Source organism: Ectothiorhodospira lacustris, assembly GCF_022227845.1.
GTDB classification, from domain to species: Bacteria; Pseudomonadota; Gammaproteobacteria; order Ectothiorhodospirales; family Ectothiorhodospiraceae; genus Ectothiorhodospira; species Ectothiorhodospira lacustris.
In genome coordinates, this window is sequence record NZ_JAJNQN010000043.1 from 1 (window position 1) to 1,382 (window position 1,382).

The window sequence follows — 1,382 nt, forward strand, 5'->3', positions numbered from 1 at the left end:
GAGTTAAAGTCAGATCTGGTGTATGGGGGGGGAAGGAAGGGTGGCGTATCCTGTTGATTGATCACGACCAAGATCTCAATCAACAAAAACGGATACGCCATGACCAAGTCTACCCTTCAAGCTGTTTCACAACCAGAACCGCAGGCCACGGATCCGCTGCACGAGCTGCTGCGCCAGGGTGCCCGCGACCTGATCACCCAGGCGGTCGAGGCCGAGCTGGCCACCTTCCTGGCGCAGTATGCCGAGAAGCGCCTCGAGGATGGGCGTCAGGCCGTGGTTCGTAACGGTCACCTGCCTGAACGCACGGTTCAGACCGGGATCGGTGATGTCAGCGTCAAAGTGCCCAAGGTGCGTGACCGCAGCGGGGGTGGCGCCTGCTTCAACAGCAGTCTGCTGCCGCCCTACCTGAGACGGGCTCGCAGTGTTGAGGAGTTGATCCCCTGGCTCTACCTGAAGGGGGTTTCCACCGGGGACTACCAGGAGGCCCTGGGGGCGTTGCTTGGCGAGAAGGCCAAGGGACTCTCGGCCAACACGGTGTCACGGCTCAAGAAGCAGTGGGAGGACGAGCACACCACGTGGCGGCAGATGGACCTGTCAGACCGTCGCTACGTCTACTGGTGGGCCGACGGCATCTACAGCAAGGTGCGCATGGATGACCGTTTGTGCCTGCTGGTGATCATCGGAGTCACCGAGCACGGTCGCAAGGAGCTGGTGGCTGTTGAGGATGGGTTCCGCGAGTCGGCAGATAGCTGGGAGGCGCTACTCACCCACCTGCGGGAACGCGGCCTCACCACCGGTCCCAAGTTGGCCGTGGGTGACGGTGCCATGGGATTCTGGGCGGCGCTGAGTAAGATCTATCCACAGACGGACCATCAGCGTTGCTGGGTTCACAAGACGGCGAATGTGCTCAACAAGCTGCCCAAGTCGGTGCAGCCCAAGGTCAAGTCTGACCTCCAGGAAATCTGGATGGCGCAGACCCGAGAAGGGGCTCACAAGGCCTTTGATCGCACCCTGAAGCGTTTCGAGGCCAAGTACCCCAAGGCGATGGCATGCCTGAACAAGGACCGGGATGAACTGCTGGCGTTTTACGATTACCCGGCGGAGCATTGGGTGCACATCCGCACCACCAACCCGGTTGAATCGACCTTCTCCACGGTTCGCCTGCGGACCAAACGCAGCCGGAACTGTGGATCCCGGGCGACGACCCTGGCGATGGTGTTCAAGCTGCTTCAGAGCGCCCAGAAGCGCTGGAGACGCATCAAGCATTTCCAGAAGCTGGAACTGGTCGTCAACAACGTCAAGTTCCAGGACGGGGAGCAAGTAATCGATCAGTCAGACAGGAAGGCCGCCTGACCGTCGTACACCAGATTTGACAATAACTC

1 protein-coding gene is annotated in these 1,382 nt (G+C 60.5%); it reads left to right on the forward strand.

Annotation, left to right across the window (positions count from 1 at the left end; genetic code table 11):
• The first annotated feature begins 99 nt into the window (after nucleotides 1-99).
• Nucleotides 100-1,353 (forward strand): IS256 family transposase, encoded by a 1,254-nt coding sequence (locus LQ956_RS14850; protein WP_238630335.1) that lies wholly within the window; start codon nucleotides 100-102, stop codon nucleotides 1,351-1,353.
• Nucleotides 1,354-1,382: the final 29 nt, after the last annotated feature.